Below are 14,681 nucleotides of genomic sequence, written 5' to 3'. Positions count from 1 at the left end.
GAGGATATTTTGCAAGTAAAACTGATGCGGCAATATGCATAATATAATGCCTTTTTTGCATCACATTATCAAATTTGTAATACTTTTTTAATAAATGGTTTTTTGCATATTTTTATCTGTCTAAACAAGCTAAAAAAGCCTAGTTATGCACTAAGGCAGTAGCCTTATTTTCTTGGTAAAATTCAGGCCTCTAGTAGGCAATACTCGCTCTATGCAAAGCTATACCAAATAAAATTGAGTATGAAATCACTGCGTACTGCGGACAGCCAATTATTAAGTGTCAACAGATAAAACGATATATTTATGACTTAAATAGAATTTGCTACATCACGGCTAGAGTTTAACCAAGTAGAAATACTGAGACAGAAGTAAAACGTTAGTTTGATCGCTAAAATTAGAGCGAGTCGATCGCATGAATACTGTACGAAATCACCGATATATTCGCACCTAAGTAAACCACGATATAGGTAGGCGATCGCAATTTTGACAAGTCAGCGATCGCCTTGTTCAGTTAAGCCTTACCGATCGGGCAAAACTCATTATTAAGAATACCGAACATACTGGAAGTAGGATGCATTCAAATTGAGCGTGTCGGGAGAAACACCTTGCAAGATGGCAATTAGCTCTGGTGCTGCACTAGTGTTGTTCGCAAATTGCGCGTAAATTCCCGTTCCTGATGGCAAACCGTCAGGCGATGCACCCAAACTATAGGTGACATCTGCGAACAGAAATGATGGTCCAGAGATATCATTGCTACTGAGTGTAATGACATCCTCATGCAAATTAAAGTCAGTAATTAAAGCATAGTCATCGTTACCCCTGAAGCGATAGGAAGCGCCTCTACCGTCACGTCCTGCACCGCTGAATTCGAGTCTAAATTTGTCTTTTCCGGTTCCACCTGTCAGGGTATCAATTTCGTTATAGCCGCGACTGGCACTACTGTATGGCTCTGCTCCAAAACCACCCGCACCATTAATAATGTCGTCTCCAGCTCCACCATTGACAACATCGTTACCAAACGAACCTTCTAAATCATCGTTCCCATAGTCGCCGTATAAGCGATCGTTGCCGACATAACCGTTGAGAAAGTCATTACCTGCATCGCCATACAAGGTATCGTTATCGCTACCTCCATACAAGGTATCGTTACCGCTACCCCCGTACAAGGTATCATCACCGGCATCGCCATTCAAAAAATCGTTATTTTCATTGCCATATAAGGTGTCTTTACCATCTCCACCCAACAGGCGATCGTTACCTAGTCCACCATAAAGGAGATCGTTGCCTTTATTCCCGTTAATATTGTCATTTCCAGCTTTGCCATAGATTCTGTCGTTGCCGTCTCCACCAGTTAAGGAATCGTCTAAATCTGTACCAAATATTACGGACATGATGTCAATCCCTCACTCAAAATAGTCGTAAATCGTAAAAAGTTAGTCTTGGTGTGTCTCAATTGCCAGCACAAACTTGTCATCCATTAACCATAGGAATGACTGAGTTTTGCTGGCTATTTTGTGTGGGTAGGATACAAAGCCAGTTTTTATGTTTCCTGAAGAAATCCGGTCGGTTCATATATTCTTTATATTTAGCGATCGCTATCTTTATATATATGGATTTTTCAAAGGAAATCTTCGTATCTAACGTGTTTGTGCCTTGAATCTCTGTATTTCACGCTCTTAATTTATGTATAAAACGAAACATGGTAAGTTATTACATTTTTAAGACGAGTACAAAAAAATCAGTACGATTGCAAATTAGAGAAAAGAAAATATGTGTAAACTCAAGCAATAAGAGGATTATTAAACCTTAATAAAACTACGGTTTCTAGGACTTTATTTTTGCCACTCGAAGTTCTCTTTTTGTAAAAAATCCTGATATATATGCTGAAGACAATATAAATAGTAAATTGCTTAATTCCTCTAAATCATCTTGCTCAAATTTAGAGAAAGTGTATTTTGATACTTGGTAGAACAATCTTGACTTTCCCGTACACCTAATGTTTCCGTAGGATAGATAAAGATTCACCTACAACGACAAGACTATCTGTGGCTAATCAAGAAGAAACTGCCCTACCTCTGGCGCAAACGCCCCTCTATCACCTCGCTCTAGAACTGAAAGCAAGATTGACGAGTTTTGGTGGCTGGGAAATGCCCGTGCAGTTTGTTGGGATCGGACAAGAACATGCTGCGGTCAGGACAACGGCGGGAATGTTTGATATTTCCCACATGGGTAAATTCGTCCTGCGGGGAAAACAGCTAGTCGCTCAACTGCAAAACTTAGTTCCTTCCGATTTGAGTCGGCTGCGATCGGGAGAAGCACAATACACGGTGCTGTTAAATCCACAAGCCGGAATTATTGATGACATCATCTTCTACTACCAAGGGGAAGATAATGATACGCAACAAGGAGTATTGATCGTCAATGCCGCAACCACCAGTAAAGATAAACAATGGTTGTTGCAACACCTCGACACAGAACAGGTAGAACTACAAGACATCTCCCGCCGGAAAATCTTAATTGCGGTGCAAGGACCGCAAGCCGTGGCACATTTGCAAAACTTAGTCGAAGCAGACTTATCTCAAGTCAAAGCCTTCGGGCATTTAGAAACCAAGATCTTAGGAGAACCGAGTTTTATGGCTCGGACTGGTTATACGGGAGAAGATGGATTTGAGGTGATGGTAGACCCAGAAGCAGGGGTCAAAGTGTGGCGATCGCTCGCTCAAGCCGGAGTCATTCCCTGCGGGCTAGGGGCGAGAGACACCCTACGATTAGAGGCAGCTATGGCACTCTACGGACAAGACATTGATGATAATACCACCCCCTTAGAAGCAGGTTTAGGCTGGCTCGTCCACCTCGACACCAAAGGCGACTTTATCGGGCGCGATATCCTAGAGCAACAGAAAACAAACGGAGTTTCACGACGATTGGTAGGGTTGCAAATGCCAGGGCGACACATTGCCCGCCATGGCTACCAAGTCTTATCTGAAGGTAAAATCGTAGGAGAGATTACCAGCGGCACGTTATCCCCCACGTTAGGCTATCCGATCGCCCTAGCCTACATTCCCACATCCCTCAGCCAGCCAGGGCAAACCTTAGACGTAGAAATCAGAGGCAAAACCTATCCAGCGGTAGTAGTGAAAAAACCCTTCTATCGGGCTAAAACTCGTCCGGCGAAGTAAGTCGTAACTCACTACTCTCTGCTCCCTGCTCTCTACTCCCTGCCCCCTGATAACTGATAACTGAAAAGGGATTGACTACTAGGCGATCGCGTCTATAGTAAAGCATATTAATTAACGATAGATCCGCGATTTGGTTGAGGAACTGACATGGAGTTGGAATATCCAAGCGACCTAAAATATCTTGACTCGCACGAATACGTCCGCATGGATGGCGATATCGCTACTATTGGCATTTCTGCTTTTGCTGTCGATCAGTTAGGTGACATTGTATTTCTGGAACTACCTGAAGTTGGCGATCGCGTCACTAAAGGAGAAACCTTCGGTTCCGTAGAATCAGTTAAAGCTGTAGAAGATATGTACTCCGCCGTAACTGGTACAGTAGTCGAACGCAATGAAACTGTACTGGAGACACCAGAACAACTAGCAGACGATCCCTATGGGGAAGGCTGGTTGCTCAAAGTGCGTGTCGAAGATGCCAGCGAATTAGACGAGGCGTTAACTGCTGAAGAATACCGCGCCCAGGTAGAGGGGGCGTAGCGAGGGGCTGGGGAAATAAGGAAGACAAGGGAGACAAGGAAGACAAGGGAGAAGTCAGGAGTATATTTCTTTCCCTGCTCCCTGCTCCCTGCTCCCTGCTCCCTCATTAACAACTGACTTCCTAGATAACTGACAACCGAGCGAAATATTGCAGAATATTAATAAGACACTACTGGAGAAGCTATTTGTGGTACTAGACAGTCCTCGTATTCAACGAGATCGGCAGCAAAAACAAATCAGCAGCGAGTCAATTTCATTTCGACAAAGACACATTGGTCCTCAACCGATTGAGGTTGAGCAAATGCTAGAAGTGTTGGGGCTACCGACCCTTGATGCTTTAATTGACCGGACAGTGCCACAAGCCATTCGCCAAAAGCGATCGCTCCAATTAGAAGGCGATCGCAGCGAATATGCGGCTTTGGCACAGTTAAAAGCGATCGCCTCGAAAAACCAAGTATTTCGGTCGTTTATCGGCATGGGATATTACGGCTGCATTACTCCACCAGTAATTCAGCGAAATATTTTGGAAAACCCAGGCTGGTACACTGCTTATACTCCCTACCAACCAGAAATTGCTCAGGGACGACTAGAGGCGCTGCTAAATTTTCAAACGACAATTATTGACTTGACGGGTTTGGAAATTGCCAACGCTTCTTTACTAGATGAAGGGACAGCCGCCGCCGAAGCCATGACTATGAGTTATGGTCTGTGCAAAACGAAGGTAAAAGCTTTCTTTGTCTCCCAAAACTGCCACCCCCAGACAATTCAAGTCGTGCAGACTCGTGCTAGACCGCTGGGAATTAACGTGATTGTTGGCGACCACCAAACTTTCAAGTTTGACGTGCCAGTATTTGGCGTGTTGCTGCAATATCCAGCCAGTGACGGTACGATTTATGACTATCAGGCATTTGTGGAACAAGCCCATGCTGCGGGGGCATTGGTAACTGTCGCCGCCGACCCTTTGAGTTTAACTTTACTGACTCCCCCGGGAGAGTGGGGTGCTGATATTGCGGTAGGCAGCACGCAGCGCTTTGGCGTACCGATGGGTTATGGCGGACCCCATGCAGCATATTTCGCCACTAAAGAAGAATTTAAGCGACAAGTTCCAGGGCGGATTGTCGGAGTTTCTAAAGATGTCCACGGGAAAACAGCCTTACGCCTAGCACTACAAACTCGCGAACAACATATCCGCCGCGACAAAGCCACCAGTAATATTTGCACGGCGCAGGTCTTACTGGCAGTCATGGCTTCGATGTATGCGGTGTATCACGGTTCTCAAGGACTGAAACAAATTGCTACGAGAATCCACAAATTTACGGCAATTTTAGCAGCAGGATTACAGCAGCTAGGCTATACCATTAGTTCAGAATCTTTCTTCGATACATTACGGATTAATTTAGTCAATCGTAACTTAGATGATATTTTGCAGGCTTGCCAAGCTAAGAAAATCAATATACGGATATTTGATGAAAAGTCTGTAGGTATCTCTTTAGATGAAACGATCGCAGAAACAGATTTAATCGACCTATTCGAGATTTTTGCAGGTAGTAACAATCTCCCCTTCACCATTGAAGAATTGGGGGCGGGTTTGATAGATCGATCTGGGGGTAGTCAGAGATCTGGGCAAAACCCGCCCCTACAAGCACCCACAGAACTGACTCGCACCAGCGAATTTCTCACCCATCCCGTTTTCAACCGCTACCATTCGGAAACAGAACTACTGCGATACATTTATCGCTTGCAGGCAAAGGATTTGTCCTTGACAACATCGATGATTCCCTTGGGTTCCTGCACGATGAAACTGAATGCAACGGCAGAGATGATGCCTGTGACTTGGCAGGAATTCGGCAATCTGCATCCGTTTGCCCCACTGTCGCAAACGCGAGGGTATCAGATTGTATTCCAACAGTTAGAAGCATGGTTGGCGGAAATCACGGGTTTTGCTGCGGTTTCTCTGCAACCTAACGCTGGTTCGCAGGGTGAATATGCTGGTCTGCTAACGATTCGGCACTATCATGAAAGTCGGGGAGAAGGACATCGGAATATTTGTTTGATTCCCCAATCTGCCCACGGTACGAATCCAGCTAGTGCGGTAATGGCGGGGATGAAAGTGGTGGCGATCGCCTGCGACGAACAAGGTAATGTAGACATAGAAGATTTGCAGGCAAAGGCAGAAAAGCACAAAGACGAACTCGCCGCGTTGATGGTGACATATCCCTCCACCCACGGCGTATTTGAGGAACAAATTAAAGATATCTGCGCGATCGTCCATGCCTACGGCGGACAAGTCTACATGGATGGGGCAAATCTCAACGCCCAAGTCGGTTTGTGTCGCCCTGGAGATATTGGTGCAGATGTCTGTCACCTCAACCTGCACAAAACCTTCTGTATCCCTCACGGTGGTGGTGGTCCTGGAATGGGTCCAATTGGTGTAGCAATTCACCTCGCCCCCTTCCTCCCCGACACTTCTATTGCTCAAATCAGTAGCGATACTCATCCCTCACTCCTCACTCCTCACCCCTCCAATATTGGCGCTATCTCCGCTGCACCTTGGGGCAGTGCTAGCATCCTGACAATTTCTTGGATGTACATTGCCATGATGGGGGGCGAGGGATTGACAGAGGCGACTAAAGTGGCAATTCTCAACGCTAACTATATCGCCCGTAGATTGGAGCCACACTACCCCGTACTGTACAAGGGTAAGGCTGGTTTCGTTGCCCACGAGTGTATTTTAGATCTGCGATCGCTCAAGAAAACTGCCGGAATTGAAGTCGAAGATATTGCCAAACGCTTGATGGACTACGGCTTCCACGCCCCGACAATTTCTTGGCCCGTTGCAGGGACGATGATGGTAGAACCCACAGAAAGCGAATCGAAGGAAGAATTGGATCGATTCTGCGATGCCATGATTGCGATTCGGCAGGAAATTGCCGAGATTGAAGCAGGCAAAGTCAGTCGGGAAGATAATTTATTAAAAAATGCTCCCCATACGGCTGAAAGCCTGCTAGCAAGCGATTGGCAACATCCTTACACCCGCGAACAAGCCGCCTATCCCGCCCCGTGGACGCGAGAACATAAGTTCTGGGTTGCCGTGGGACGAATTGATAGTGCCTTTGGCGATCGCAATTTCGTCTGTTCCTGTCAACCGATGGAGGCGTATAGCTAGGGGTGAGGAATGAGGAGTGAGGAGTGAGGGAAAAAGTCAAACATTCTACTTCTACTACCTATTATGGATGGCGAAGCTCAAACCTTAGCTCTAAGATTCTCTCACTCCTCGCTCCTCATCCCTTTTCATGCCTTCTACTACCAACTCATCCCCAGGCTTGTACACTTCCAGATTGCTGCGGCAGTTTCTAGAACGGCACGCCGAACAAGAGTATGTCAGTTTGGGGGAGTTGGTGGCAGAATTGGGCGATCGCGCTTATGGTCCTTTACTGGTCATCTGTGCTTTACCAGAAGCATTACCCCTACCTGTGGCGGGTGTATCGGCGATTATCGCTATCCCCTTAATGCTGGTTTCGGCGCAATTAAGTTTGGGTTTTTCTCGTCCCTATCTACCAAAATGGCTGGTTAAACGGCAATGGAAGCAAAAAAATTTAGCTAAGGTAGTAGAGAAAGGACTGAATTACCTCGCAAAAGCTGAAAAAATCGTCCGTCCCCGTTGGGGTTTTATTACTTCGCGATTGGCACAAAGGTTATTAGGATTATTTATTTTATTGATGGCGATAATTATTGCCTTGCCTATCCCGTTAGGAAATATGCTACCCGCGATCGCGATCGTTGTCATTAGTCTAGGTATGAGTGAAGGTGATGGCTTACTCGTCATTGTGGGAGTCCTGGCAGCTAGCATTATTCTGGCAGTTATGGTCAGCGCGATCGGTTTTGTTGCTAATAGTGTGAGAAGTTCTTTTCAACAACTCCGACAACAACTTAATTTTTAGTTATGCTATTTGCTGTTAGCTTTGCTTTTTCACCGCGCAAACTGGAGATAGTCAAAAATAATATACTAATCGTCAATCCTAAAATTGCGTAATTAGGAATTGAGGCAAGAGTAATTTGTAGCAAATATGGCATTTTTGGTGTTTCGGTAGCGAAATAATACAGAAAGTAGTTGTAAAACAAATGGGTATGAACGATCGCGCAAACACATCCCAAACACCAAAAGCAAAATTCCGAACGAGTCAAACTTTGAGATTTGATTTTGGCTACAAGGTAGTTGAGTAGAAAAGCGATCGCTAAAACCAAAATAGTCGTACTTTGTTGCTGCGAATAGACTGCAAGCGTGCTGAGACAGGCAATGAGGCTGACTTCAGATAAAGCAATTTCGTTTGAATTTGATTTTTTTCGTCGTTTGTAAAAATAAACCAAAATCGCTCCAATAATAATAGCTAAGCAAATACCAAAACTTAATTTGACTGCCAAAGAACTACGAGGGAATATTCGCGCCAAAACCACCTCTAGATCGATTCTAGTATATGAAGTATGAATGGAATTCCAGTAGTTATTCGACCAAATATCTTTTCCCGATTTAAATAATTTCAAAAATCTCAATATAGAATTCTTAGTAATTAATAAACCAATTCCACTTAGCACGAGAGAAACGACCGCACTACAAGCCACTAAAGAAAATCGTCTTTTCCACAAGAAATAAGGTAAAAAGAAAATAGATGTCGTTGGCTTAATTGTACTAATTCCCAACAAAACTCCTGCCCAGATATTTTTGTTCTTCTGTGCCAGAATAACCGTCCAAACTACGAGTGTTGCTACAATAGCGGCAAGATTTCCCAAAGTGAGACTATAAGTTACACCAAAAAGTAACGCGCAGCTAATAAAACAGGTTGCTTGAATTGCTTTCGAGTGAGATTTAACTAAAACAATACTTCCATATAGTAGAAAACTCACAGCCACTAGGTTAACAATCAAAAATATTTTTTCTGCAACAGGGAAAGAAAGATAACTCAGTGGCAGAATTAGAGGAATAGTATTAGGTGGATAAACAAATGGTGCTGCATCAAGTTTGATTCCTTCTGGACTGATAGCAGCAAAATCTTTAATAAAAGTCTTAATGAATGCATCAGCGTGATATGGATTGAGGCGATCGCGAACCATCTGACTAGCTGTATAAGACCAGCGCAGATCGTCAAAATATGCAGTAGATGTTGTCACTTGATTGTATAAATCCAAAATCTCCTTAACTAGAGGATTTAATGCGATCGCTAATACTAAAGAAATTGCACCAAGACTGAGCCATTTATTCCTGAGATATAGCCGCAATCTTTTCATAGCATTATTTTGGAGGAAGCCATTTCGATCTAAGTTGTTTTCTGTTGGCTGCTGTCTGAAGACAATTGATAGAACAGTAATTATGGCTAAAGGTATTGAGAGTAATACTAAACAGCTTTTAATACTAAATTGAAGCTCGGCGAAATGATTCATGCTTTCAACCTTATTGGTTATAACACGGAATTTACCACATGGCGATCGCAATTACTTATCTTAAGTCTCAGTTTCCTCGATCGCTTGTTTGCTTAATCAAAAACTCCTTCCTTAGATTAATACATAACGCTATTTATTCATAGGTAAGTGCGAGATTTGAACTTCTACCGTCATGAGAATAAAATAAAAATTTACCGCGCAGTAGGTAATACGCAGCGGTGTAAACGAAAAATCTAAATTTGATGAGTTTTAACTTCAGAGCTGCTAATTGCTTTTCCAGAAAAAATCTGATTTTTTAAGATTTTGATTAAAAGTATTTTTAATCTTAAAATAAGATTTATAGCGTTTCCCATGCAGGTGTAATATATGCGTAGGGGCGCACGCACAGTGCGCCCCCTACAGATCTATGTACCTCATTTAACTGAGAATGGCTATATTGTTTTTTTATCTCACTAATTGTAAAGTTAATCCAATCATACCCCCAGCTAGAACTAGCCAAGCAGAATTAATCTTGAAACGGAAAACAGCGATCGCGCTGGCAATTGCTAAAACTACAGTCACGATATCTATTAATGCCGTGCGTCCCAAAGTATACGAAACAACAACCATTAATCCCAAAGATGCGGCATTTACTCCATCTAAAAAACCACTTACCAAAGTAGATTGGCGTAGTTTTGGAACCCAAGGATTGATAATACTAACTAGTACAAACGCAGGTAGGAAAATTCCGATTGTAGCGGCGATCGCTCCTGCATGACCAGCTAAAAGATAGCCGATGAAAGTAGCAGTGGTAAATACGGGACCAGGGGTAAATTGACCGATTGCGACTGCATCTAAAAGCTGTTGAGATGTTAGCCACTGATTGCGCTCAACCAAATCTCGTTGCAAAAATGCCAGTAAAACATAACCACTGCCGTACAGTACTGAACCAATTTTGAGGAAAAACAGAAACACATTCACCCAGCCTACAGGTGGAGTAGGGGTTGTATGACCTGCTTGTGCCAGCGGAAAAGATAGCGGCAACAGCCAAGCTGCCGCATTACCCCGACTGCGCCCCAGACTTTTTACCAACATCACACTCAGTCCTGCCAGTAACAGCAATACGATTTCATCCCAGCCAAAAAAAAGGCAGCTATGACTGCTACTGCTGCTATTCCCGTCGGTACATCCTTAATCGCTTTTTGACCTAACTTCCACAATGCTTGTAAGACGATCGCGATGATAACGGGTTTGATACCGTAAAGCAATCCTTCAGCTTGGGGTAAAGTTTGGTATTGCTTATAGGCGATCGCCAATACCCAGACGATCGACATGGCAGGTAAAATAAAGCAGGTTCCCGCAATAATCAAACCGCGCCATCCTGCCCGTTCGTAGCCGATGTGAATAGCTAGTTCTGTAGAATTGGGTCCGGGAATTAAGTTAGTTACGCCCAGCAAATCGAGTAGTTTCTCGCGACTCATCCACTGCCTGCGCTTTGCCACCTCATCATCCATCATGGCGATATGCGCGGCGGGACCACCAAAGGCGATCGTGCCTAACTTCAGAAATACTGCTGCTAATTCTCGCAGTCTTTGCTTTTTTTGCTGCGAATTGAGGGCAGCATAGGGAATTTGCCGTTCTGCTGATTGAATTCCTTCAGTTTCCTGAGACATCGGTTATCAGTTATCAGTTTTTCTACAATTTCGCCAACGCTTTACGAGCGATCCGAGTCACGTACAGAGTTACCGTTACCGTAGCAATAAAACCAATTATCCGAATTATCCATACGACAGTTGAATTGGTGGGGCGATCGCTACTGTTAAGTGTGGCAAGGCTACTTGCTAGAGAACCAAGATAAACATACATGATTGTCCCAGGCAACATTCCCACCGAGCCAAGGAAATAATCTTTGAGTGAAACTTGAGTGATGCTCAAAGCGTAGTTTAACAGGCTAAAGGGAAATATAGGTGAAAGTCTGGTTAACAAAACAATTTTGAATCCCTCTTTTCCGACTGCCTCGTCAATGACTTGAAATTTTTGATTTCCAGCAATTTTTTTGGCTACCCAGCCCCGTGCTAAATAACGCCCAACCAAAAAAGCTGCGGTGGCTCCCAAAGTCGCACCGATAAATACGTAAATTGAACCGAAAATTGCTCCGTAAACAACTCCTGCGCCCAAGGTAAGAATTGTGCCTGGAATCAAAGCAACTGTGGCAATGACGTACAGCAAGATAAACGCGATCGCGCCTATAGCACCAAGATTTTCTATTCCTTGCAAAGTTTGCCGTAACAGTTCTGGTAAATTCAACCCCATCATGCCGAGACTTGAATTGTACCGCTACCACTCAACCCAAAAGCAGCATGAATTGCCTGGAGTGCGGCAACTCCTTGTTCTTGAGCGACGACACAACTAATTTTAATTTCGGAAGTCGCGATCATTTGAATATTGATTTGTTGTTGTGCCAAGGCAGCAAACATCTTTGCCGCTACTCCTGGTTGACTCACCATCCCCGCACCAACGACGCTGACTTTAGCGATCGCCGTATCTACCACGACTTGTCCCCAACCATAGTCTGGTGCTGCTTGTTCTAAGGCTTGTTTCGCAGCTGCCGCGTCCATCTGCGCTACCGTGCAAACAATATCTCGCTTTGGCACGCCATCTACAATCCGACAGCGTTGAGATTGAATAATCGTATCCACACTAATATTCTCCCGCGCCAACAATCCGAATAATCTCGCCGCTAATCCAGGGCGATCCGGTACTTGGAGAATTGCTAAACGGGCTTGGTTGATGTCTAGAGCCACACCGCGAACGGGAGAATTCGGAATTCGGAATTCGGAATTCGGAATTTGGAAGTCGGAGTGATTTTTAACTTCTAACTTTTGACTTTTGACTTCCTCCCTGTCTACTACCACTCTCTCTTCTGCGATCTCAAAAGCCTCTCGCAGGGCTGCGACAGCGCGATCGCCGTCGGTTGCATCAATAACGCAACTGACTTTGACTTCTGAGGTAGAAATCATTTGAATGTTAATTCCCGCCTCTGCTAGGGTCGAAAACATTTGCGCCGCTACCCCAGGACGACCGATCATGCCTGCCCCATCGATGCTGACTTTGGCAATGTGCGGCTGCACCATCACTTCTGCTTCCTCCGATTTCGGGTCGGGATGGGAGCGTAACACGGGTGCGATCGCGGCGGCGACTGCTTCCGTCTGCTTGAGTAGTGAGGTCGTGACGGTAAAAGCAATGTCATTGCTGTTACCTTCGTGGATCGACTGCACGATCAAATCTACGTCTAAGCCTTGACGGGCAATCTCGCTAAATAGCCGTGCCGCTATTCCTGGGCGATCGGGAACGCGCAGCAAAGCGATTCTGGCTTGATCTGCGTCCAGTTCTACCCCATCAACTGGACGGGCAATTTCTAAATTTACCAGCGGACGGGGTTGAGGTTTGGGCGAAACCACCCAAGTGCCAGGGTCGCTCGTCCAACTGGAACGCACGACTAGCGGTACGCCGTAATTACGAGCAATTTCTACCGCTCTCGGATGCAAAACCTTTGCCCCCAAACTGGCAAGTTCTAGCATCTCGTTGCAAGTAATTTCTGTCATCAACTGCGCTTCTGGTACGAGACGGGGATCTGTAGTCAGAATGCCGGGAACATCTGTATATATTTCGCAACAATCGGCACGGAGTGCTGCTGCTAGTGCTACGGCTGAAGTATCGGAGCCACCGCGTCCCAAGGTAGTAATTTCTAATTCTTCCGTGCTGGTAATCCCTTGAAATCCGGCAACAACAACGACTTTACCAATTTGCAGTTGCTTTTCAATCCGAGATGTTTGAATGTGTAAGATCCGCGCCCGCGTGTGTTCTGCTTCAGTTACAATGCCTACCTGAGCGCCCGTGAGCGAAATTGCTGGTTGTCCTAATTCTTGTAATGCCATGCTCAACAGGGCGATCGTCACCTGTTCTCCTGTTGAGAGCAACATATCCATTTCCCGGCGACTGGGATTAGCGGAAACCTCGTGCGCTAGTTTGACCAGTGCATCGGTAGACTTACCCATCGCAGAAACGACAACCACCAAAGAGTTGCCTGCTTTCACTGTTTGGAGAACGCGATCTGCCACAGCTTGAATGCGTTCCACCGAACCGACCGAAGTACCACCGTATTTCTGGACAATCAGAGCCATAACTGTGAAAAGGGAGCAGAGGTAAGGGAGCAGGGAGCAGAGGGGACAAGGGAGACAAAGGAGCAATTCTAGCTACTAGTCACCAGCCACTAGTCACTATTAAGATTAGCGCATAAGATTAGCACGAATTAAGGAGCGATCGCCTCTCCCTTACAATTGCTCGATCGATTGCATAAATACGGGGCAAAGATCGCCGATGCCTTTGACTAGCGGTAGGGTGACGATAAAAGTCGTACCTACTCCTACCGTGCTTTCTAAGGAAATCTTGCCGCTATGGGCCTCCACACATTTTTTTACAATTGTCAATCCTAAACCAGTCCCAGGAATCTTATCGACATTATGAGCGCGAAAAAAAGGCTGAAATAGCTGTGCTTGGTCTGCTGGGGGAATACCGATTCCTCGATCTTGAAATCGAAAAGTCACGGTTTTTTCTTCAGCCGTGACTTCAAACTTTACCTGACCTCCAGGAGGAGAATATTTAATTGCGTTGTTGAGTAAATTACTTAAAATGTGTTTTAACAAACTCTCATCCCAGACCGAACCATGCAAGCGATCGCAATGGTGGCAATGAAAAGTTAAGATCGAGTCTTTCGCATTAGTACTTAACTTTGCTTCCTCTACGAGTTTGCTGCAAAACTGCTCCAATTCCATTGGAATGAGCTTGCATTTGAGTTTGCCTGCTTCAGCTTGACTCAAAAGTAGAAATTCATCTAATAGCTTAGCCATATCGCTAATCGCAGAGCGAATCAATTGAAAGTGAGCGAATTTTTTTTCCTGGCTCAATTTTTGGTCGTTATTTTGTAACAATCCAGTTGCCAGCAAAATTGTTGTTAAAGGACTGCGAAAATCGTGCGAGAGGATGGAAGCAAACTCAGATTTAAACTGATTCATTTCTTTGGCTTTAACGAGTTCGGCAGTGCGTTCCTGCACGCTAACTTCTAAAGCTTGATTGACTGTTTTTAAAGCTTCCGCGACCTGCTTGCGTTCGATCGCATAGCATAAAGAACGTATCAGCACGCCTGAATTTACCTGTCGCTTAACAAGATAATCCTGCGCTCCCTGGCGGACTGCTTCTAGAGCCAGATCGTCATCATTCGTATTTGTCAGCACGACGATGGGAAGACTGGGAACGGCTTTGAGTAATGGTATGAGCGATCCTAACCCGGCGCTGTCCGGTAGAGTTAAGTCTAACAACACAACATCAAAGCAATTTTCTTGCAATCGGTCGAGCGCTTCCTGCAATCGCTGGACGTGTACTAGTTCAAACTGCTTGACCGGAGACTCCTTCAGCAGCTCTCGCATGAGTCTGGCTTCTGCCAAGTTGTCTTCAATCAACAGAACTTTTACCGGAGTCATGGTGAAGTCG

At 44.9% G+C, this 14,681-nt stretch carries 9 protein-coding genes and 1 pseudogene; 4 read left to right on the top strand and 6 right to left on the bottom strand.

The window, feature by feature from the left end; all coding sequences use genetic code 11:
• Window positions 1-542 precede the first annotated feature (542 nt).
• Window positions 543-1,391 (bottom strand): calcium-binding protein, encoded by an 849-nt coding sequence (locus N4J56_RS28505; protein ID WP_317109518.1) that lies wholly within the window; start codon window positions 1,389-1,391, stop codon window positions 543-545.
• Window positions 1,392-2,045: 654 nt separating this feature from the next.
• Between N4J56_RS28505 and gcvT the strand changes: the two genes are divergently transcribed.
• From gcvT to N4J56_RS28485, 4 genes are all read left to right on the top strand, one after another.
• Window positions 2,046-3,179, top strand: coding sequence for a glycine cleavage system aminomethyltransferase GcvT (gcvT, locus tag N4J56_RS28500; protein WP_317109517.1), 1,134 nt, complete (start codon window positions 2,046-2,048; stop codon window positions 3,177-3,179).
• Window positions 3,180-3,326: 147 nt separating this feature from the next.
• A complete protein-coding gene (gene gcvH, locus N4J56_RS28495; RefSeq protein WP_192153699.1) occupies window positions 3,327-3,716 on the top strand; it encodes a glycine cleavage system protein GcvH in 390 nt (129 codons plus the stop codon).
• Window positions 3,717-3,903: 187 nt separating this feature from the next.
• Entirely contained in the window at window positions 3,904-6,882 is a 2,979-nt protein-coding gene (gcvP, locus tag N4J56_RS28490; RefSeq protein ID WP_317109516.1) for an aminomethyl-transferring glycine dehydrogenase, read from the top strand.
• A 127-nt stretch (window positions 6,883-7,009) separates the two neighbouring features.
• Window positions 7,010-7,657: an exopolysaccharide biosynthesis protein gene (locus tag N4J56_RS28485; RefSeq protein WP_317109515.1), complete on the top strand. Its 648-nt coding sequence runs from the start codon at window positions 7,010-7,012 to the stop codon at window positions 7,655-7,657.
• Here the strand turns inward: N4J56_RS28485 and N4J56_RS28480 are convergent.
• From N4J56_RS28480 to N4J56_RS28455, 5 genes and pseudogenes are all read right to left on the bottom strand, one after another.
• Window positions 7,647-9,152, bottom strand: a complete 1,506-nt coding sequence (locus N4J56_RS28480; RefSeq protein WP_317109513.1) for a glycosyltransferase family 87 protein — start codon at window positions 9,150-9,152, stop codon at window positions 7,647-7,649. The genes N4J56_RS28485 and N4J56_RS28480 overlap by 11 nt on opposite strands.
• Before the next feature lie 444 nt (window positions 9,153-9,596).
• Window positions 9,597-10,804, bottom strand: a pseudogene (locus N4J56_RS41325) (chromate transporter).
• A gap of 22 nt (window positions 10,805-10,826) precedes the next feature.
• Window positions 10,827-11,444, bottom strand: coding sequence for a TVP38/TMEM64 family protein (locus tag N4J56_RS28465; protein WP_410500621.1), 618 nt, complete (start codon window positions 11,442-11,444; stop codon window positions 10,827-10,829).
• Window positions 11,444-13,315, bottom strand: coding sequence for an aspartate kinase (locus tag N4J56_RS28460; protein WP_317109506.1), 1,872 nt, complete (start codon window positions 13,313-13,315; stop codon window positions 11,444-11,446). Before N4J56_RS28460 ends, N4J56_RS28465 begins: the two co-directional genes overlap by 1 nt.
• Before the next feature lie 150 nt (window positions 13,316-13,465).
• Complete coding sequence (locus N4J56_RS28455) at window positions 13,466-14,671, bottom strand: hybrid sensor histidine kinase/response regulator (RefSeq protein WP_317109505.1); 1,206 nt, start codon at window positions 14,669-14,671, stop codon at window positions 13,466-13,468.
• Window positions 14,672-14,681: the final 10 nt, after the last annotated feature.

Source organism: Chroococcidiopsis sp. SAG 2025, from assembly GCF_032860985.1.
Taxonomy (GTDB): Bacteria; Cyanobacteriota; Cyanobacteriia; order Cyanobacteriales; family Chroococcidiopsidaceae; genus Chroococcidiopsis.
This window is presented reverse-complemented; position numbering and strand designations above follow the sequence as displayed.